18 protein-coding genes and 1 pseudogene are annotated in these 18,337 nt (G+C 52.4%); 12 read left to right on the plus strand and 7 right to left on the minus strand.

The genetic code is table 11. From position 1 onward, the window contains the following. Positions 1-12 precede the first annotated feature (12 nt). The 5 genes from OTG14_RS08605 to pspA all read right to left on the minus strand — a co-directional run bounded on the left by OTG14_RS08605 (position 13) and on the right by pspA (position 3,446). Positions 13-1,710, minus strand: a complete 1,698-nt coding sequence (locus OTG14_RS08605; protein ID WP_280924536.1) for a sugar phosphorylase — start codon at positions 1,708-1,710, stop codon at positions 13-15. A gap of 197 nt (positions 1,711-1,907) precedes the next feature. Beyond that, positions 1,908-2,132, minus strand: a complete 225-nt coding sequence (gene pspD, locus OTG14_RS08610; protein ID WP_023312043.1) for a phage shock protein PspD — start codon at positions 2,130-2,132, stop codon at positions 1,908-1,910. 12 nt (positions 2,133-2,144) lie between these two features. Further along, positions 2,145-2,504, minus strand: a complete 360-nt coding sequence (gene pspC, locus OTG14_RS08615; RefSeq protein WP_090416709.1) for an envelope stress response membrane protein PspC — start codon at positions 2,502-2,504, stop codon at positions 2,145-2,147. Then, positions 2,504-2,728 (minus strand): envelope stress response membrane protein PspB, encoded by a 225-nt coding sequence (gene pspB, locus OTG14_RS08620; RefSeq protein WP_023312045.1) that lies wholly within the window; start codon positions 2,726-2,728, stop codon positions 2,504-2,506. Before pspB ends, pspC begins: the two co-directional genes overlap by 1 nt. Before the next feature lie 49 nt (positions 2,729-2,777). Further along, positions 2,778-3,446, minus strand: coding sequence for a phage shock protein PspA (gene pspA, locus OTG14_RS08625; RefSeq protein ID WP_021240283.1), 669 nt, complete (start codon positions 3,444-3,446; stop codon positions 2,778-2,780). A 166-nt stretch (positions 3,447-3,612) separates the two neighbouring features. Between pspA and pspF the strand changes: the two genes are divergently transcribed. The 10 genes and pseudogenes from pspF to OTG14_RS08675 all read left to right on the plus strand — a co-directional run bounded on the left by pspF (position 3,613) and on the right by OTG14_RS08675 (position 12,684). Next, complete coding sequence (gene pspF, locus OTG14_RS08630; RefSeq protein WP_267214941.1) at positions 3,613-4,590, plus strand: phage shock protein operon transcriptional activator; 978 nt, start codon at positions 3,613-3,615, stop codon at positions 4,588-4,590. A 76-nt stretch (positions 4,591-4,666) separates the two neighbouring features. Continuing rightward, positions 4,667-5,548, plus strand: a complete 882-nt coding sequence (locus OTG14_RS08635; RefSeq protein ID WP_267214942.1) for a hypothetical protein — start codon at positions 4,667-4,669, stop codon at positions 5,546-5,548. Between the two features lie 91 nt (positions 5,549-5,639). After that, positions 5,640-5,855, plus strand: coding sequence for a hypothetical protein (locus OTG14_RS08640; protein ID WP_024907139.1), 216 nt, complete (start codon positions 5,640-5,642; stop codon positions 5,853-5,855). Between the two features lie 195 nt (positions 5,856-6,050). Next, positions 6,051-6,248: pseudogene (locus tag OTG14_RS08645) on the plus strand (site-specific integrase); the annotation flags it as partial. 66 nt (positions 6,249-6,314) lie between these two features. Then, a complete protein-coding gene (gene sapA / locus OTG14_RS08650; RefSeq protein ID WP_267214943.1) occupies positions 6,315-7,955 on the plus strand; it encodes an ABC transporter substrate-binding protein SapA in 1,641 nt (546 codons plus the stop codon). After that, positions 7,952-8,917, plus strand: a complete 966-nt coding sequence (gene sapB, locus OTG14_RS08655) for a putrescine export ABC transporter permease SapB (RefSeq protein ID WP_024907137.1) — start codon at positions 7,952-7,954, stop codon at positions 8,915-8,917. Before sapA ends, sapB begins: the two co-directional genes overlap by 4 nt. Continuing rightward, entirely contained in the window at positions 8,904-9,794 is an 891-nt protein-coding gene (gene sapC, locus OTG14_RS08660) for a putrescine export ABC transporter permease SapC (RefSeq protein WP_024907136.1), read from the plus strand. Before sapB ends, sapC begins: the two co-directional genes overlap by 14 nt. Continuing rightward, positions 9,794-10,786, plus strand: coding sequence for a putrescine export ABC transporter ATP-binding protein SapD (gene sapD, locus OTG14_RS08665; protein WP_008501228.1), 993 nt, complete (start codon positions 9,794-9,796; stop codon positions 10,784-10,786). The genes sapC and sapD overlap by 1 nt, the downstream gene beginning before the upstream one ends. 1 nt (position 10,787) lies before the next feature. Next, positions 10,788-11,594 carry a putrescine export ABC transporter ATP-binding protein SapF gene (gene sapF / locus OTG14_RS08670; protein ID WP_023312051.1) on the plus strand — a complete coding sequence of 269 codons (807 nt, stop codon included), beginning with the start codon at positions 10,788-10,790 and terminating at the stop codon, positions 11,592-11,594. Between the two features lie 148 nt (positions 11,595-11,742). Continuing rightward, on the plus strand, positions 11,743-12,684 hold the full coding sequence (locus tag OTG14_RS08675) for an ATP-grasp fold amidoligase family protein (RefSeq protein ID WP_267214944.1): 942 nt from the start codon (positions 11,743-11,745) through the stop codon (positions 12,682-12,684). Here OTG14_RS08675 and OTG14_RS08680 read toward each other — a convergent pair. Both OTG14_RS08680 and OTG14_RS08685 read right to left on the minus strand, forming a co-directional pair. After that, a complete protein-coding gene (locus OTG14_RS08680) occupies positions 12,665-13,729 on the minus strand; it encodes an ATP-binding protein (protein WP_048991917.1) in 1,065 nt (354 codons plus the stop codon). The genes OTG14_RS08675 and OTG14_RS08680 overlap by 20 nt on opposite strands. Continuing rightward, a complete protein-coding gene (locus OTG14_RS08685) occupies positions 13,726-14,430 on the minus strand; it encodes a response regulator (protein WP_024907133.1) in 705 nt (234 codons plus the stop codon). Before OTG14_RS08685 ends, OTG14_RS08680 begins: the two co-directional genes overlap by 4 nt. Before the next feature lie 247 nt (positions 14,431-14,677). Between OTG14_RS08685 and crrC the strand changes: the two genes are divergently transcribed. Next, entirely contained in the window at positions 14,678-15,088 is a 411-nt protein-coding gene (gene crrC, locus OTG14_RS08690) for a colistin resistant protein CrrC (protein WP_080350500.1), read from the plus strand. A 95-nt stretch (positions 15,089-15,183) separates the two neighbouring features. Next, positions 15,184-18,279, plus strand: coding sequence for a multidrug efflux RND transporter permease subunit (locus OTG14_RS08695; RefSeq protein WP_267214945.1), 3,096 nt, complete (start codon positions 15,184-15,186; stop codon positions 18,277-18,279). The last annotated feature ends 58 nt before the right edge of the window (positions 18,280-18,337 follow it).

Here is an 18,337-nt window from a genome sequence, read left to right on the forward strand (position 1 = left end):
TTAAGGTCCTTTTTAGTTTTCTTTAATCCACAACACCTGCCATGGATATAGGGTCAGCGTTTTATCTGTAATATCTTTTCCGGCAATCAACTCCGTTCCGGATTGAATATCGGACTCCACCGTTTGAATGCCATCGCTGAAATTAAACAGCGCCGTTATTTTTTCGCCACAATCCGCCACGCGAACGATTTTTAATACATGCTCACCTGACGCACTAAAATAAGCTTCACTGTCAGGATGGAATGCTTTTTCCGCCCGACGCAGCGCGATTAACTGGCTTAATGCGCAATAGACCTGAGAGCGCAGGCTATTTTTATCTTCAAGCACGCTATCAATTTGTCCTGCAATGTATTTTTCACGATTTATCGCGCGGTTGTATCCCAGACGTTCAACACCTGCATAATCATTACGCGAGCCGAGAATACTCTGGATATAAACCGCGGGCACGCCGGGGAAACTTAAGAGGACGGCATGCGCCAGAATAAACCGGGCAATCCGATGGCTATCAAGACTGTCACGTGTACTTAATGCATCCAGATAGGTCACATTAATTTCATAAGGACTGCGTGTACCATCCGGGTTATTTTTCCAGTTAACCAACGCCCCTTCAGCCTGAAGTTTCTCCACAAGAGAGAGGATTTCCGACTCAGGTAAAATTCCGCGCAACGGATTCAGACCAATCCCATCATGCGAGGCCAGGAAGTTAAACCAGGTGGTTTTCGTCGAAGGCAGCCTCAGCGACGCTGCCCACTGGCTCAGCGTCCGGACGTCCTGACAATGCACCGCATGCAATACCAGCGGCGGCAAAGAGAACTGATAAACCATCTGCGCTTCATTTTCACCGTCACCGAAGTAAGCGACGTTATCTTTATGCGGAACGTTCGTCTCGGTGATAATCACCGTCCCCGGGGCGACAGCTTCAGTGATAGCGCGGAAAAGCTGGATAAGCTGGTGGGTTTGCTCAAGGTGGATGCAGTTTGTTCCGGGTATTTTCCACATGAAGCCCACAGCATCCAGACGAATGTATCGCGCCCCTTCAATCAGGTAATGCAGCAACACGTCCACCATCGCGATCAGCACCTGCGGAGAGGCAAAGTTAAGATCAACCTGGTCCTCGCTGAAGGTGGTCCACAGGTGTCGCACGCTGCCATCATGCAGCGTGAAAGGTGTAAGAAGCGGTAAGGCACGCGGACGCGTCACCGCGGATAAATCTGTTTCAGGATCGACAGAAATAAAGAAATCATCATAGCCAGGCGTTTGCTTCAGATAATTAGAGAACCATTTACTTTTGGATGACATGTGGTTGCAGACGAAATCGAACATTAAGCTGGTGGACTGTTTTAATTCAGCTACATCTCGCCACGTACCCGTTTCAGGCGCAACCTCATGATAATCAATAACAGAAAATCCGTCGTCCGAAGACCATGGATAAAAAGGCAAAAGATGGACATGAGAAAAAGATTGGGAAAGCCATTTGTTATAAAAACGTGTAAAAACCGGCAGCGCCTTCTCCCCTTTCGCTGAAAACTGATCGGCATAGGTAATCAGAACAACATCTTTTTCATCCCATCCCGTTTTACGCTTCTCTGTAATAACAGAAGCGGCCTTTCCAATATTTTCCATCAGCACCTTAAACTGGGCTTCAGAAAACGTTACCCCATAAACAAGATTAATGAGTTCTTTAATTTTTGCCTTCATTTCATTTTCCATGGTAGCGGTCCCACGAAGTGGCAATCTACTCCCATGAAAAATATCTGTCAACGGACCTGGAAGAGGAAAAAGGTGATTGCAAAGCAGCTCAGCGTAATATTGTGAGCTGCCGCAAAGAAAGCACGGGAAAAAGAGAAAATGCGGTTAACCGTCGTCAGTCCCTCTCCCGGAAGGGAAAGGGCTAACGCCAGCGGGGGTTATTGGGATAAGTAGCGGCGAGAAAGCCGTTTTGCCACCTTTTGCAACAGCGGTTCGAGCGCCACGGCCAGCACCATTCTGACCGGCTTGCGGGCAACGGATTTTATTGCCCACCCCGCCACACCTGCCGGTCCGAACCGTAACGCGGTCAGCAGGACCAGTTTACCTGCGATTTTCAGGCCGGGTTTTACCTTCTGACCGGCCTGTTGCCAGTGTTGTTTCATCTCATCTCTCTCTTAAAGCTGACGAAAACGACTTCTCAGCGTAAAGGTATCCGACGTGACATAGCGTTCCATTTCCCGTAGCCGCTTCTCACCGGCGGAGAGTTGCGCATCAACCGCATTGAGAAGATCGCTGCTGGTGGGGGCACCTTCCGCAGCCAGTTCTCCTTCCGGCATCGGGTCAAGGACAAACGACAGGACGATATATGCCACCAGGGTAATAAACGCCAGTCCGAAGAAGATCGATAGCACCGTGACCACGCGCACCAGTTTTACCGGGACATCAAGATAATGAGCCAGCCCGGCACAAACGCCGCGCACCATGCCCTGCTGCGGAATACGCCACAACTTTTTGTTCAGATTCAGTCCAGACATTAACGGTCCCTCCAGTTTGGATGTTCAGCATCCAGGATGGCTTCCAGCGCCTGAATGCGTTCGCGCATTTTGTTCGCCTCATCGGAGAGCTGAACCAGACGCTGTTGTTCACTCTGGGAAAGTTCGCCCCGTGAAGAACGGTTGCTGTAGTGCAGCCATAGCCAAATCGGCAAAACGAACAGCACGAAAATTGTCAGGGGAATGGCCAGAAAAAGCGCGCTCATGTGTACTCCTTGTCTTACGATGCGGCACGCTCAGGTGCCGCAGGAATTATTATTGGTTGTCTTGCTTCATTTTGGCTTTCAGTGCCGCCAGCTGCTCGCTGATTTCATCATCGGCCTTCAGGTCGGCGAACTGTTGATCCAGCGACTTCTGCTTACCGATGCCGTGGCTTTCGGCTTCCGCTTCCATCTGGTCGATACGACGTTCAAACGATTCAAAACGCGCCATCGCTTCATCAAGCTTACCGCTGTCCAGCTGGCGACGCACGTCGCGGGAAGAGCTTGCCGCCTGGTGACGCAGGGTCAGCGCCTGCTGACGCGCGCGGGTTTCGCTCAGCTTGTTTTCAAGCTCACCAATCTCTTTCTTCATACGGGTGAGCGTGTCATCCACCAGCGTCACTTCATGCTCGAGCGTCGCGACCAGCTCTGCCAGCTTCTGTTTTTCGATCAGCGCCGCACGAGCCAGATCCTCTTTATCTTTACGCAGCGCGAGTTCCGCTTTTTCCTGCCATTCGTTCAGCTGAGCGGTAGCTTGTTCAATACGACGCGTAAGCTGTTTTTTCTCCGCCAGCGCACGGGCGGAGGTAGAACGCACTTCAACCAGCGTGTCTTCCATCTCCTGAATCATCAGGCGAACCAGCTTCTGCGGATCTTCCGCCTTCTCAAGCAGTGAGTTGATGTTGGCGTTCACGATGTCGGCAAAACGAGAAAAAATACCCATAATTAAATCCTCATAGTTCTGTTATCGGGCTATGCCCTGCTGTACAGATAATACAAACATCATGCCAAGTTTTTATCTTATTGATTTTACTGAGACTGATTGATTTTCATGCAGTAAAGAACTATTCTTGCCTGGTGAATATCACTAAGGAGTGGTTAATTTCATCATGCCTGGATACAAAGACAATTTACTCGGCGAAGCAAACAGTTTTCTGGAAGTGCTGGAACAGGTTTCTCGCCTGGCGCCGCTCAACAAACCGGTACTGATCATCGGTGAACGCGGAACGGGAAAGGAATTGATAGCTAACCGTCTGCACTATTTATCCGGGCGCTGGGACGGCCCCTTCATTTCCCTTAACTGCGCGGCGCTGAATGAAAACCTGCTCGATACCGAGCTCTTCGGCCATGAAGCGGGCGCGTTTACCGGTGCCCAGAAGCGCCATCCCGGACGCTTTGAGCGCGCCGACGGCGGTACGCTGTTTCTTGATGAGCTGGCCACCGCGCCCATGCTGGTGCAGGAAAAACTGCTGCGCGTGATTGAATACGGCGAGCTGGAGCGCGTCGGCGGTAGCCAGCCGCTGCAGGTCAACGTGCGCCTGGTGTGCGCCACGAACGCCAACCTGCCGGAGATGGTGGCGGAGGAGAAATTCCGTGCCGACCTGCTTGACCGCCTGGCCTTTGACGTCGTTCAGCTTCCTCCGCTGCGCGAGCGCAAAAGCGACATCATGCTGCTGGCAGACCAGTTTGCGATTCAGATGTGCCGCGAGCTCGGACTGCCGCTGTTCCCCGGCTTCAGCGATTATGCACAGGAGACGCTGCTTGCTTACCACTGGCCGGGAAATATCCGCGAACTGAAAAACGTCGTGGAGCGTTCCGTCTATCGCCACGGCAGCAGCGAGACCGAGCTGGACAACATCATTATCGACCCTTTTCAACGCAACGTGCCGTCGCTGACCGTGCCAACGTCTTCAGGCGATCACCCTACTCTCCCCCTTGATTTACGCCAGTTCCAGCACGACCAGGAGAAACAGCTGCTGGAGCAAAGCCTGAAGATGGCGAAATACAACCAGAAAGGGGCGGCTGAACTGCTGGGTCTGACCTACCATCAGTTAAGGGCATTGCTTAAAAAGCATCAAATGCGCTGACAATATCAGCATTTAACAGCAGACATTTTATAAAGCCAAGCCTGGATAACTGCTCTACTCCTTAGGACAACAAACAATGCCATTCAATAATAAAAACCTATTTATTACTTTTCTATCCCTCTGCTCATTTCAGACTTATGCAGCACAATGCACAGCGGAAACTTTCGCTAAAAACAAACTGAACAACTTCATCCTCCTGAACCAGCAGACAAGAACCGAAATCCCTAAGTCAGTGGAAATCACTGTTGATAGCCCTGATGGGTATATCCGCGCATCGGTTCAAAGCAACTTTAATCCATGCGGTGAGCTCACTGGCAGCAGTGTTAAAGAGGTCAAAACCTCACCGGGCCCGAAAAATGTTTTCACGACTACCAATGAAATTCAGTTAAACAGAACGGAATTTGGCTGGCGCATTCAGTTGGATGCGAACGGCGTAATAGTCGATAACAACAGTCAGAAGGCCACACAATTATATCGGCAGACGCTGGAGGGAATGTACCAGCTGAACAACAAAGGACTTATCAGCCACGTGGTTAATCGTTCGATTATTGCGGCCACAAAACCAGGAGATAAAGATAAAACCACAGTGGGCACAATAGACTACGTATTCAATTCATCAGGGTTGCTGGCAAGGGTGGTAAGCAAAGGAAGTTTGGCAATAGATAACAATACAACTGTATACAGCTATGATGACAATGATCGCCTGATCAAAACCGAGTCCCCCTCAACCATAGAAGAGTATGCCTACGATAACGAGGGCCGTGAGCTGTCCCTGAGCAAGACCCAGACGTATTTCACCATTGAAAAAAACCTGACAACGTGTGAGGAGTGGAACTCGCATGGAGAATGCACACGCGCCAATATGGATACCACGATTGTCCCAGCCGATCGGACGGGTAAACAGTATGTGGAAAAACATAAGGCCGTGATGACGACGAAATATGAATACTGGAACTGACCATTCAACCCGCCAAATAGGGTAGCCAAAATGGTATTTGCATCGAAATTGATGTTCGTGGTGTACCTGACTTCAGTAAATGTGGTGTGAGATGAAAATCATAAAATTCGTTGTTTTACTTATTGCCTGTTTTATCCTCTTACCGGACAGCTGGATTAATGATGTTTTCATGCAACATATCCAGATATCAGGCGATGGTGAAGAAGCCATGAATAACTATGATTTCACAGCAATTCTGATCAAGTTTGGCCTGTCTGCAATGATAGCGTTTGTACTGATGATGCTTATGAAAGTGCTGAAAAAATGAACCAGGGTGGCAGGTACGCACGTAACAACAAAGTGAGCATTTTTACTCTATGCTATTTAGACTGTGCGTATGCCATTGCCTTACCCGTACTTGATCTGCTCTCAGATCTGGTGATAAACGGCCGCATTTTAACAGCTATTTTTCTTCAGAAAGTATGATCCCAGATCTGATAGCGACAACATGTCTTCCTGTCATTCGCGACATACATTCACAAGCTTGATGCTATCCGCCGGAGCGAATCCTTCGTTTATAGCGAGTCAGATGCGCCACGAAAATGCTAAGATAGTCCATGAGGTATATTCAAAGTGGATTGCAGGTATGAACGTGCATCTGGTTGTGACGCTGAGTGACCGACTGCAAACGTTACTGCCCCCATTATGCCCTCAGGCTTAAACGACACTGGATAATGTCGTTTAAAATTAGTAGGATAGCCACTTCATATATAATACCTTAAAAATTATGCGTCTGGTTTTATCGTCCTTTTTTGCACTTGGTCTGTTTAGCAGCCTGGCCTTTGCCGCGCCCGGGCTAGCGCCGCAGCCTGACATTCGTGACAGCGGCTTCGTCTATTGCGTAAGCGGCCAGGTGGATACCTTCAACCCGCAAAAAGCGGGCAGCGGCCTGATTGTGGATACCCTTGCCGCGCAGCTTTACGATCGTCTGCTTGATGTTGACCCGTACACCTACCGTCTGGTGCCTGAGCTTGCGGAAAGCTGGGAAGTGCTGGATAACGGCGCAACCTACCGTTTTCACCTGCGCGATGACGTCGCGTTTCAACGCACACCGTGGTTTACCCCTACGCGCAAGCTGAACGCAGATGACGTGGTCTTCACCTTCCAGCGTATCTTTAACCGCAACCACCCGTGGCATAACGTTAACGGCAGCAATTTCCCCTATTTCGACAGCCTGCAGTTTGCCGACACCGTGAAAAGCGTGCGCAAACTGGACAACCGCACGGTTGAATTCACGCTGACGCGCCCGGATGCCTCCTTCCTCTGGCACCTGGCAACCCACTATGCGTCCGTCATGTCGGCCGAATACGCGGCTCAGTTGACGAAAAAGGATCGTCAGGAACTGCTCGATCGCCAGCCGGTTGGCACCGGTCCGTTCCAGCTGGCCGAATATCGCGCCGGTCAATATATTCGTCTGCAGCGCCATGAACACTTCTGGCGCGGTACGCCGCTGATGCCGCAGGTGGTGGTGGATCTCGGCTCTGGCGGAACGGGACGTCTGTCGAAATTGCTCACCGGGGAATGTGACGTCCTTGCCTGGCCCGCGGCCAGCCAGCTCACCATTCTGCGCGACGATCCGCGCCTGCGTCTGACGTTACGCCCCGGGATGAATATCGCGTATCTGGCCTTTAACACAGATAAACCGCCGTTGAATAACCCTGCCGTTCGGCACGCTCTGGCGCTGGCGATTAACAACCAGCGTTTGATGCAGTCGATCTACTACGGCACGGCGGAAACCGCCGCCTCAATTTTACCGCGCGCCTCGTGGGCCTATGACGGTGAAGCTAAAATTACGGAATACAATCCGGCAAAAGCGCGTGAGCAGCTGAAAGCGCTGGGGGCGGAAAATCTGACGCTGCAGCTTTGGGTGCCCACCAGTTCCCAGGCGTGGAACCCCAGCCCGCTCAAGACCGCCGAACTGCTGCAGGCAGATATGGCGCAGGTGGGTGTCAAAGTGATCATCGTACCGGTTGAGGGCCGTTTCCAGGAGGCGCGCCTGATGGACATGAATCATGATTTAACCCTGACCGGCTGGGCGACCGACAGTAACGATCCGGACAGCTTCTTCCGGCCGCTACTGAGCTGTGCGGCGATAAACTCGCAGACCAACTACGCCCACTGGTGTAACCGGGAGTTTGACGCCGTGCTGCAAAAAGCGCTGGCTTCCCAGCAGCTGGCCTCACGTATTGACGCCTATGATGAAGCGCAGAAGATCCTCGCCCAGGAACTGCCGGTGTTGCCGCTGGCCTCTTCCCTGCGTCTTCAGGCCTATCGTTATGATATTAAAGGTCTGGTACTGAGTCCGTTCGGCAACGCCTCGTTCGCTGGCGTGTCGCGTGAAAAAGAACAAGAGGTGAAAAAACCATGATTATTTTTACCTTACGTCGGCTCCTTTTGCTGCTGGTGACGCTCTTTTTCCTGAACTTTGTCGGCTTCAGCCTGAGCTATTTCACGCCCCATGCCCCGCTTCAGGGGTCGTCGCTGTGGGATGCCTGGCTCTTCTGGTTTAACGGGCTCCTGCACTGGGATTTCGGCGTGTCCAGCATTAACGGGCAGCTGATTTCCCAGCAGTTGAAAGAGGTGTTCCCGGCCACGATGGAGCTGTGCATTCTGGCCTTCGGCTTTGCCCTGATGGTTGGCATTCCCGTGGGCATGCTGGCCGGGATCTATCGCAACAAATGGCAGGATAAGTTTATCAGCGCCCTCGCCCTGTTCGGCTTCTCCATCCCGGTATTCTGGCTGGCGCTGCTGCTGACGCTTTTCTTCTCGCTGACGATGGGCTGGCTGCCGGTTTCGGGGCGTTTTGACCTGCTCTATACGGTTAAAACGGTGACGGGTTTTGCCATTATTGACGCGTGGCTGTCCGATTCGGTGTGGCGCCACGAGATGATCGTCAGCGCCCTGCGCCATATGGTACTGCCGGTGCTGACCCTGGCGGTTGCGCCGACAACCGAAGTGATCCGCCTGATGCGCCTGAGCACCATCGAGGTATTTGACCAGAACTACGTCAAAGCCGCCGCCACGCGCGGGTTGTCACGCCTGACCATACTGCGTCGCAACGTCCTGCACAACGCGCTACCGCCGGTTATTCCGCGTCTTGGATTACAGTTTTCCACCATGCTGACGCTGGCCATGATCACCGAGATGGTCTTTAGCTGGCCAGGCCTTGGGCGATGGCTGATTAACGCCATTCGCCAGCAGGACTACGCCGCTATTTCTGCGGGTGTGATGGTGATTGGTTCGCTGGTGATTATTGTCAACGTGTTGTCCGATATTCTGGGTGCTATGGCTAACCCATTGAAGCATAAGGAATGGTATGCCTTACGATAGCGTATACAGTGAAAAGCGCACGCCCGGCGTGCTGCGTACCGTGTGGCGTAAATTCTATGGTGACACCACGGCAATGATCGGCCTTTATGGCTGTGCCGGTCTGGTGTTGCTGTGCGTCTTTGGCGCGTGGTTTGCACCGTACGGCATTGACCAGCAGTTCCTTGGCTATCAGCTGCTGCCACCGTCCTGGTCGCGCTACGGTGAAGTCTCTTTCTTCCTGGGAACGGACGACCTCGGACGTGACGTGTTGAGCCGCCTGCTGAGCGGTGCAGCCCCGACGGTTGGCGGCGCATTTGTGGTGACGCTCGCGGCAACGATCTGCGGGCTGGCGCTCGGTATTTTTGCAGGATCCACGCATGGCCTGCGCTCGGCGGTGCTTAACCACATTCTGGATACGCTGCTGTCGATTCCGTCCCTGCTGCTGGCGATCATTGTGGTTGCCTTTGCCGGTCCCCATCTGTCGCATGCCATGTTCGCCGTCTGGCTGGCTATCCTGCCCCGCATCGTGCGCTCGGTTTACAGCATGGTGCATGATGAACTGGAAAAAGAGTATGTCGTCGCAGCCCGTCTGGACGGCGCGACGACCTTCAACATTCTGTGGTTTGCCGTGCTGCCTAACATCGCCGCCGGGCTGGTCACTGAGATCACCCGCGCCCTGTCGATGGCGATCCTGGACATCGCGGCGCTCGGCTTCCTCGACCTCGGAGCGCAGCTGCCGTCGCCCGAATGGGGTGCGATGCTCGGTGACGCGCTGGAGTTAATTTACGTGGCACCGTGGACGGTTATGCTGCCGGGTGCGGCCATTATGGTGAGCGTGCTGCTCATCAACCTGCTGGGCGACGGTATTCGCCGTGCAATTAATGCGGGGGTGCAATAATGCCGCTTCTTGATATTCGCAACCTCACCATCGAATTCAAAACCGGTGAAGGCTGGGTTAAAGCCGTCGATCGCATCAGCATTACCCTCGCCGAGGGTGAAATTCGCGGGCTGGTGGGTGAATCCGGCTCAGGCAAAAGCCTGATCGCCAAAGCCATCTGCGGCGTAGCGAAAGACAACTGGCGCGTCACCGCAGACCGTATGCGTTTTGATGATATCGATCTGCTGCGCCTCTCCCCCCGCGAGCGGCGTAAGCTGGTCGGGCATAACGTCTCGATGATTTTCCAGGAGCCGCAGTCCTGTCTCGACCCGTCCGAACGCGTGGGCAAACAGCTGATGCAGAACATCCCCGGCTGGACCTATAAAGGCCGCTGGTGGCAGCGCGTTGGCTGGCGCAAGCGTCGCGCCATCGAGCTTTTACACCGCGTTGGGATAAAAGATCACAAAGATGCGATGCGCAGCTTCCCGTACGAGCTTACCGACGGCGAATGTCAGAAAGTGATGATTGCCATCGCGCTGGCTAATCAGCCGCGTTTGCTGATTGCGGATGAGCCCACCAACGCGATGGAACCCACCACGCAGGCGCAAATCTTCCGCCTGCTGTCGCGTCTCAACCAGAATAACAACACCACCATTTTGCTGATCAGCCATGACCTGCAAATGCTCAGCAAATGGGCGGATAAAATTGACGTGATGTACTGCGGGCAAACGGTCGAAACCGCGCCGAGTGAAGACCTGATCACCGCGCCGCATCATCCGTATACGCAGGCGCTTATCCGCGCGATTCCGGATTTTGGCAGCGCGATGCCGCATAAAAGCCGCCTGAATACCCTGCCGGGGGCGATTCCGCTGCTGGAATCCCTGCCGATAGGCTGTCGTCTGGGGCCGCGGTGTCCCTATGCTCAGCGTAAATGTATCGAGACGCCACGCCTGACCGGGGCGAAAAATCATCTTTACGCCTGTCATTTCCCGCTGAACATGGAGAGAGAGTGAAATGGTCGAAACTTTACTGGAAGTCCGCAACCTGAGTAAGACCTTTCGCTACCGCACGGGGCTGTTTCATCGCCAAACTGTCGACGCGGTGAAGCCGCTGAGCTTTACGCTGCGTGAAAAACAGACGCTGGCGATTATTGGCGAAAACGGTTCCGGGAAATCCACCCTGGCGAAAATGCTCGCTGGCATGGTTGAACCGACCGCAGGCGAAGTGTTAATTGACGATCATCCTCTGACGTTTGGGGATTACTCTTTCCGCAGCCAGCGCATCCGCATGATCTTCCAGGATCCGTCTACCTCGCTTAATCCACGCCAGCGCATTTCGCAGATCCTCGATTTTCCGCTGCGTCTGAACACCGACCTGGAGCCAGAGGCGCGCCGTAAGCGCGTATTTGAAACTCTGCGCATGGTTGGGCTGTTACCGGATCACGAAAGCTACTACCCGCATATGCTGGCCCCCGGCCAGAAACAGCGTCTGGGTCTGGCGCGTGCGTTGATATTGCGGCCAAAAGTGATCATTGCTGATGAAGCGCTTGCCTCGCTGGATATGTCGATGCGCTCTCAGCTGATTAACCTGATGCTGGAATTGCAGGAAAAACAGGGGATCTCGTATATCTACGTCACCCAACATCTGGGAATGATGAAGCATATCAGCGATCAGGTGATGGTCATGCACCAGGGAGAAGTGGTCGAGCGCGGCAGCACGGCGGATGTGATGGCCTCCCCGCTTCATGAGCTGACAAAACGACTGATAGCCGGTCATTTCGGTGAAGCATTAACCGCCGATGCATGGCGCAAAGACCGGTAAACAAACGTTGCACCGCTCAATAAGGATTAAATAGCCTTTACACGCTATTTAATCCTTTAAATTTTCGTCTCCATCCCTGCTCCATCTTCTAAGCAATATCAATCAACAGTTCTTCTCCAGAATATCCGGACATTACGGAGGAGAAGAAATGAACAACGCCACTTACGTTCTCAAATATACCGAGTATCTCATCAGAAAATGCCGTTCATTCTTAATGACGGACCTGTACTTTCATACTGTGAGGCTCAAGAAAACATCCGGGACAAAACCTGACATTCAATCACCCACGACGTTGAGTGAAAAAATATGTCATCGTCTGGTCTATGACCATAATAACCTCTACACGATGCTTGCCGATAAACTCGCCGTTCGGGCATACGTTTCCTCCAGAACAAAGCGCGTGAAAACGGTGCCATTAATTGGCGTTTATACCAGGGCGTCGCAGATTGATTTTTCCATGCTCCCTGACAAATTCGTCCTTAAGTGCAACCATGATAGTGGCAGCACAATAATATGTACGAACAAAGCGCAATTTAACGACAAGAAAGCGCGTAAAAAACTGAGCCTCGCGTTAAAGAAAAATTTGTACTACACCACGCGTGAGTGGCAGTACAAAAACATTACGCCGAGTATACTTTGCGAACCGTTCGTCGATCTCTTCGATGGTGCTGACAGGAATACGACGCCCGAAATGCTGAGGATCCATTGCTTTCATGGCGTCGCCCACTATGTTGAAGCGGATTTTACGGATGATAACGGCAACGGTTTTATCAACGTTTACGACAGGCACTGGAACTTACAACCCTTCCAGATGGAGTATCCGAATACTTCAGTAAATCCAGACGAACCGGTCTTGTTCCGACAAGCGTTGCTGGCATCCCAGGAGCTGGCGGATGGCATTGACTACTGCCGCGTTGACCTCATGCTAAAAAAAGAAGACATCTATTTCAGTGAAATAACCTTAAGCCCGAGACGCGGTAAACTGACGATTACCCCGCAGGAATGGGATGCTAAGTTAGGAAAAATATGGCATTTATCGCCGGCAGGTGCATTTGACCTGCCGCTGAAACTCACGAGTCGGGCCAGGTAAGTTTAAATATCGAGTGGTTTTGCGTCGATAAGGTATAGGTAACATCGCCACCATGCGCCAGCATGATGGCTTTTACCACTGACAAGCCCAAACCACAGCCTTCCGGGTTCAACTGTCTGGCGCCATTATCGCGCTGAAAGGGCTGAAATAAGAAATCATGAAATTCCCTGGGAATGCCCGGTCCCCCGTCCTGAATAAGGATATAATTGCCTTTATCAGAAACGCCATTTTTCACAATGAGTTTGCGCGAGGTTGAATAGTGTAAGGCATTGTCAAATAAAACGGTCAGACACTGATTGATGCGTAACGGATCGAATACGCATTGCTGATCCCTCAGTTCTGTATTGACGGTAAATGCCTTACGGCTGAACTCGGGCATGAAGGTATCGAGCGCGTCCTGTATTGTTCCTTTTAAATCCGTTCTGGACTGGTATAGCGTGTATCCCGCCCCGCCATCCGAACTGACAACCCGGAGATCTTCAATCAGGCGGGTTAACCCTTCCGTCTGTTTGAGAAGATTATTAAACAGCACCGGGTCCGGGGTAAAAACACCGTCAACCAACCCCTGAAGCCTTCCGCGTAAGATCGTGACCGGGGTTCTCAGCTCATGCGCAATAGCCGCATTCCAGGATTTCCTCTGAATATCCAGCGTCTGTAATTTTTCCGCCATTTCATTGAAATCCGTCACAAGGTGATTGATCTCACCCAGCCGGGAACTGGCACAGAATGCCCGGGCATCCAGATCGCCCTGAGAAATCTTTTTCAGGCTGGACGCGACCGCGTTTAGCGGGGTGAGTATTCGCGATGACAGTTTGACCGTGAAAAAGAGTGCAATAATCATACTGATCGTAGTCGCGGTCCCAATCCATGCCCAGTCCCACATCGTCATCTGCTCATCATCGCCCGCAGCAGGGCCGCCCGGGAGGTGATCCAGAATAAAGGAGTAAAAAAACCAGGAGCCCAGGATGGCGATGGCAATTATCGTAAACGTCAGCAACAGCATATACGTTAAGATCTGACGACTCAGGACAGACTCTTTATTCATTTCTTTTCCCCAAGCCGGTAGCCCATGCCTCTGATGCTCTCGGGAACACCGTAAAGACCGGCAAGCTCCAGTTTTTTACGCAACTTGCTCATATGGCTATCGACCGTTCTGTCGAGCGTATCGCCTTCCGGCAGACACGCGTTGAGTAACTCTTCACGGGAACAGACCTTTCGCGGATAACGCACCAGCCAGGTAAGTAATTTAAATTCGGTTGTCGTTAATACCGGGGAGATAACCTCTTCGCCCACGGTGACTTCCACGTAGAAATCATCCGGATAGACCGTAATAAAGGGCGTTCTGAGCGGCAGGGAACCCGCCTGCTGAAGCGCAGGTTTTGTCCTGCGCAGCACCGCCTCAACCCGTGCGACAACCTCAGAGGGGTTAAAGGGTTTGATTACGTAATCATCCGCCCCGAGCCTCAGACCCATAAGCTTATCGACGTCCTGATCGAGAGCGGAAACCATAATGACGGGGACAGCACTTTCATGGCGAAGCGTAGTAAGCACGCTCCAGCCGTCACACACGGGCAGGTGAATGTCCAGCAAGATGAGATCCGGTTTATGGAGGCGATTAAGCGTTATCGCCTGCTCGCCCTGCCTGGCCCTCAGCGTTTTCATTCCCGAACGCTCTAAGTAGCTCATCAGTATATCGGCGATTTCGTCTTCATCTTCAACAACAAGGATCAGCGTATTTTTGTTCATATTATCTCCGCGGGTGAAATCCCTTTAAGCACGCTATCAGATATCTTTAGCACAATAAGACACAGCCTCCGGGAAAAAGTGCCGTAGTCACGAAAATTTCCCGGTTGATTTAAATGCCCGGTTATTTCTCCACACAGCCTACACATTCAGTCAATAAAGACTCGACAATGTCCGTTCAAAATCGCTATTGAGACATAACGCGTTGTGCATTGCGCGCTGCAAATTACCACTGTTTCTTAAAGATTTTATGAAGTTGGCTGCAATAATGAACATGGAACTTTCAAAATATTTTTCTCCTAAAAAACTGGGCATATATTCCCTGTTTCTGCTGCTGTCGTGGGGATTACTTTATACCTGGCTGGTGCTGGTACACAGAGTGGATGAAAAAGTCGCCTCGACGTTGCTCTCATCACCCATCATCTATGGCTGTATCGCATTGTCGGTTGTCACTTTGATAATCCAAAATAAAGCTGGTGCGCTAACTGAGCTATTTGTCGTCGCCTTCTGGCTGATGGTGATTTTTGTTTATCTCATTATTACGTTCACCGTGCTGTTAAACGCGATGCCCGATATCGAGGATCTCGTCTTTTATTACGAGTGTTATTTGATCATTTTTTTTGGCGGATCACCGCTGTACCTCATTATGAGAATGATTTGAGCCCTTGATCCACACGGCCTCCATAAACCGCCCACTTCCGCTAAACAGGTGCGCGGTAGAGTCTCTATCTCACTCTTTTGCACAAAAATAACTCAATGCCTCTTTTTTTTATCGAACGTCCCATTTTCGCCTGGGTAGTGGCGCTGTTTATCGTCCTGACGGGTCTCCTGTCTATTCCTCGTTTGCCGGTTGCGCAGTATCCGGCGGTGGCACCGCCAGGCATCATCATTTCCGTCAGTTACCCGGGGGCCAGCCCCGATATCATGAATACGTCGGTGGTGTCGTTAATCGAGCGAGAAATCTCTGGAGTCGATAACTTGCTCTATTTCGAATCATCCAGTGACACAACCGGCTCGGCATCGATTACCGTCACGTTTAAACCCGGCACGGACATCAAGCTGGCACAGATGGATCTACAGAATCAGATTAAGATCGTCGAGCCTCGTCTTCCTCAGGCGGTAAGACAAAATGGCATTAACGTCGAGGCCGCTAATTCTGGATTTTTAATGATGGTAGGGCTGAAGTCCACCAACGGTCAATTCGAGGAAGCCGACTTAAGCGACTATTTTGCCCGAAACGTCAGTGACGAGCTTCGTCGCGTGCCCGGCGTAGGGAAAGTTCAGCTGTTTGGCGGCGAAAAAGCGCTGCGCATCTGGCTGGATCCAATGAAGCTCCACAGCTACGGCCTTTCGGTGAGCGATGTGCTTACTGCTGTTGGCCAGCAAAATGCCCTGGTTTCGCCCGGCAAAACGGGAGATGAGCCCGCATCTGAAGGACAAGGGGTAACGTATCCCATCACCGTAAAGGGACAGCTCTCCTCGGTCGAGGCGTTCAGGAATATCACCCTGAAATCTGACGCATCCGGCGCCCGCCTGAAATTATCCGACATTGCGCGGATTGAATCCGGCCTGCAAAGCTACGCTTTTGGTATCCGTGAAAATGGCGTGCCCTCGACGGCGGCGGCAATCCAGCTGTCGCCAGGCGCCAACGCAATGAGTACGGCTTCAGGCGTGCGTGCGCGCATCGACGAGCTTTCCCGGGTGTTACCCGACGGAATGGTGTTTACGGTTCCTTTCGATACCGCGCCGTTTGTGAAACTTTCTATCGTGAAGGTTGTTCAGACATTTGTGGAAGCGATGGTCCTCGTCTTTCTGGTTATGCTGCTGTTTCTGCACAAGATACGCTGTACGCTTATACCGGCGATTGTTGCTCCCGTCGCACTTCTTGGCACCTTCACGGTGATGTTATTGAGCGGATACTCCATCAATATTCTGACGATGTTCGGCATGGTGCTGGCGATAGGGATTATCGTTGATGATGCCATTGTGGTTGTGGAGAACGTTGAACGACTGATGGAGGAAAAAAGTCTGTCCCCACGGGACGCTACCCGGCAAGCCATGCAGGAGATCACCCCGGCGATTATCGGGATCACGCTGGTGCTCACCGCCGTCTTTATCCCCATGGGGTTTGCTGAAGGATCCGTCGGGATCATCTACCGGCAATTTTGTATTTCCATGGCAGTCTCCATACTGCTGTCCGCGTTTCTTGCCCTGACGCTGACGCCTGCCCTGTGCGCTACGCTACTCAAGCCGCATCAGGGAGTAAAGAGCGGAGGTGGGCGGTTCGCGGCAGGGTTTAATGCGCGCTTTCATAGGCTTACCACCTGTTACGAAGCCGGGCTGGGTGCCGTTCTGAAGCGAACCGGGCGTATGCTGCTCCTGTACGTTGTGCTTTGTGCTGCGCTGTTTTTGGGGTTGTCTTCGTTACCGTCGTCCTTTCTGCCGGACGAAGATCAGGGCTACTTTATGTCCTCAATCCAGCTGCCTTCTGATGCCACGATGCAGCGCACCCTTAACGTGGTAAAAAAGTTTGAAGAGGAAATTACGGCCCGGCCGGATATTGAAAGCAACATTATGATCCTGGGGTTTGGATTTTCAGGTTCAGGACCGAATTCGGCTATGGCCTTCACCACGCTGAAGGACTGGAAAAACCGGCAGGGCTCGACGGCCCAGGATGAAGCCGACCATATACAGGACAGCATGGCGAACGTTACTGATGCCGTCACGATGAGCCTGCTCCCGCCGGCCATTTCGGATATGGGCACCTCCTCGGGGTTCACCTGGTACGTGCAGGACAGAGCAGGACTGGGCTACGAGGCGTTAAAGCGCGCTGCCGACGCGCTGGTCCTGCAAGCCAATCAGCGTCCTGAACTGAGTGACGTCTATATAGACGGTCTGCCGGAAGGAACCAGCCTTGCGCTCCAGGTTGACCGGGAAAAAGCGGAAGCGATGGGCGTCTCATTTGATGAAATCAACCAGACGCTCTCCGTTACCCTGGGCTCAAATTACGTTAATGACTATACGAACAACGGCCGCGTTCAACAGGTGATTATTCAGGCCGATGCCCCCTACCGAATGCAGCCTGAGCAGATACTGAAACTATCAGTGAAAAACCGGATGGGTGAGATGGTGCCGTTATCAACGTTCGTGACGATCTCCTGGAACGTTGCGCCGCAGCAGTTGACGCGCTATCAGGGTTATTCTGCTCTTCGCATTACCGGAAATGCGGCGTCAGGAGTATCCAGCGGCACCGCAATGAAGGTTATGGAGAGTTTGTCCAGAGAGTTACCTCAGGGCATGGCGGGCGAGTGGGCCGGGAGTGCATTGCAGGAGAGAAAATCGGAATCTCAGCTTCCGGGCCTTATTGTCCTGTCGATACTGGTCGTGTTTATGGTGCTCGCCGCCCTGTATGAGAGCTGGTCTGTTCCTTTTGCGGTCATGCTGGTCGTTCCGTTGGGTCTTATCGGCGCGGTGATAGCGGTGTTTGTTGCCGGCATGACGAATGATGTTTTCTTTAAGGTCGGCCTGATTACGCTTATCGGCCTGTCGGCCAAGAACGCCATTCTGATTGTTGAATTTGCCAGGCAGCTCCATCGCCAGGGGCAGCCCCTGCTGGCGGCAACCATTCATGCCGCCAGCCAGCGCCTGCGTCCGATTCTGATGACATCGTTAGCCTTCAGCTTAGGGGTTGTTCCGTTGATGCTGGCCAGGGGGGCGAGCGACAGTACGCAGCATGCCATCGGTACCGGCGTATTTGGCGGCATGATTAGCGGTACGCTTCTCGCGATCTTCTTCGTACCGGTTTTCTTTATCGTCATTGCGCGTTTCGTCGACAACATCAGGAAAGCGTGAATACCCTGGTGGAATCACGCTGCCTCTCTGGTTGGATGAGGCGAAGCTGTTGCCGGGT

The organism is Enterobacter pseudoroggenkampii (genome assembly GCF_026420145.1).
GTDB classification, from domain to species: domain Bacteria; phylum Pseudomonadota; class Gammaproteobacteria; order Enterobacterales; family Enterobacteriaceae; genus Enterobacter; species Enterobacter pseudoroggenkampii.

What these genes read in the sequence shown, in the direction of transcription:
- OTG14_RS08605 (WP_280924536.1), bottom strand. Translation starts at nt 1,710, where the DNA reads ATGGAAAATGAAATGAAGGCAAAAATTAAAGAACTCATTAATCTTGTT.
- pspD (WP_023312043.1), bottom strand. Translation starts at nt 2,132, where the DNA reads ATGAAACAACACTGGCAACAGGCCGGTCAGAAGGTAAAACCCGGCCTG.
- pspC (WP_090416709.1), bottom strand. Translation starts at nt 2,504, where the DNA reads ATGTCTGGACTGAATCTGAACAAAAAGTTGTGGCGTATTCCGCAGCAG.
- pspB (WP_023312045.1), bottom strand. Translation starts at nt 2,728, where the DNA reads ATGAGCGCGCTTTTTCTGGCCATTCCCCTGACAATTTTCGTGCTGTTC.
- pspA (WP_021240283.1), bottom strand. Translation starts at nt 3,446, where the DNA reads ATGGGTATTTTTTCTCGTTTTGCCGACATCGTGAACGCCAACATCAAC.
- pspF (WP_267214941.1), top strand. Translation starts at nt 3,613, where the DNA reads ATGCCTGGATACAAAGACAATTTACTCGGCGAAGCAAACAGTTTTCTG.
- OTG14_RS08635 (WP_267214942.1), top strand. Translation starts at nt 4,667, where the DNA reads ATGCCATTCAATAATAAAAACCTATTTATTACTTTTCTATCCCTCTGC.
- OTG14_RS08640 (WP_024907139.1), top strand. Translation starts at nt 5,640, where the DNA reads ATGAAAATCATAAAATTCGTTGTTTTACTTATTGCCTGTTTTATCCTC.
- sapA (WP_267214943.1), top strand. Translation starts at nt 6,315, where the DNA reads ATGCGTCTGGTTTTATCGTCCTTTTTTGCACTTGGTCTGTTTAGCAGC.
- sapB (WP_024907137.1), top strand. Translation starts at nt 7,952, where the DNA reads ATGATTATTTTTACCTTACGTCGGCTCCTTTTGCTGCTGGTGACGCTC.
- sapC (WP_024907136.1), top strand. Translation starts at nt 8,904, where the DNA reads ATGCCTTACGATAGCGTATACAGTGAAAAGCGCACGCCCGGCGTGCTG.
- sapD (WP_008501228.1), top strand. Translation starts at nt 9,794, where the DNA reads ATGCCGCTTCTTGATATTCGCAACCTCACCATCGAATTCAAAACCGGT.
- sapF (WP_023312051.1), top strand. Translation starts at nt 10,788, where the DNA reads ATGGTCGAAACTTTACTGGAAGTCCGCAACCTGAGTAAGACCTTTCGC.
- OTG14_RS08675 (WP_267214944.1), top strand. Translation starts at nt 11,743, where the DNA reads ATGAACAACGCCACTTACGTTCTCAAATATACCGAGTATCTCATCAGA.
- OTG14_RS08680 (WP_048991917.1), bottom strand. Translation starts at nt 13,729, where the DNA reads ATGAATAAAGAGTCTGTCCTGAGTCGTCAGATCTTAACGTATATGCTG.
- OTG14_RS08685 (WP_024907133.1), bottom strand. Translation starts at nt 14,430, where the DNA reads ATGAACAAAAATACGCTGATCCTTGTTGTTGAAGATGAAGACGAAATC.
- crrC (WP_080350500.1), top strand. Translation starts at nt 14,678, where the DNA reads ATGAAGTTGGCTGCAATAATGAACATGGAACTTTCAAAATATTTTTCT.
- OTG14_RS08695 (WP_267214945.1), top strand. Translation starts at nt 15,184, where the DNA reads ATGCCTCTTTTTTTTATCGAACGTCCCATTTTCGCCTGGGTAGTGGCG.